This is a genomic window from Thioclava arctica (assembly GCF_040892615.1).
GTDB lineage: Bacteria > Pseudomonadota > Alphaproteobacteria > Rhodobacterales > Rhodobacteraceae > Thioclava > Thioclava arctica.
The window spans coordinates 1-673 of record NZ_JBFRYC010000049.1; the positions used below are offsets into that span (position 1 = coordinate 1).

1 protein-coding gene is annotated in these 673 nt (G+C 58.2%); it reads left to right on the forward strand.

Annotation, left to right across the window (positions count from 1 at the left end; translation table 11 throughout):
- Positions 1-398 (forward strand): hypothetical protein (locus AB4874_RS19870; RefSeq protein ID WP_368393314.1); only part of this gene is annotated, 398 nt, incomplete at its 5' end.
- Between the last annotated feature and the right edge of the window lie 275 nt (positions 399-673).

A 673-nucleotide genomic window follows, 5' to 3' on the forward strand; every position in this document is an offset into this window, starting at 1 on the left:
AAAAGGAACAGGCACAGAGCCAGAAGGCAAAACAGATTGAAATGGAGCAAGAAGCGCTTGAGGCGCGCCGGGAGGCCGCAGCACGTCAGGATTCCGCCCTCACGCAAAGGGAACGCGCGGTGACTGAGCGCGAGAACGAGATGGACAGCGCCCTTGAGACGATCACCGACCTCGTTGCACAGGCAGAGAGCGGCGATCTGCTCGACAGCGATCATTCGAAGAATTTCGAGCGCGCGCCAAAATTCCTCCAGAAAATTATCGAAACGGCACCGATGTCACGCACCCCGGTTCAGCGCCTCGTCTTCAATCTTGCAGGCATGTTAAAGCGCGCGGCCACTGCTATGAATGGTGGCGCCAAAGATGAGCCGGATGATGCGGAAAACAGCCCGGGAATGTGAGGTGGTGGCCCTTAATTGCGGCGAAACAGGTGGTGGTGCTGGCAATTGGCGGGCGCATCGCAGCATGACTACAGCGTGCGCAGGATCGGGCGCATCGTCAGTGGGGCGCGTTCTACTATGAAACGCACTATTCCTCGCTGAAAGCGCCCTGTATCTCCGGCTACGACATAAAAAGATCGATGATCTGATACCCCGTGCGCTCGCCATCCGACCTCGGTGCCCAGTAGTCTTGCGCGTCTCGGCGCTGTTCGATGGCGTCAACCAGATCGTCAGGT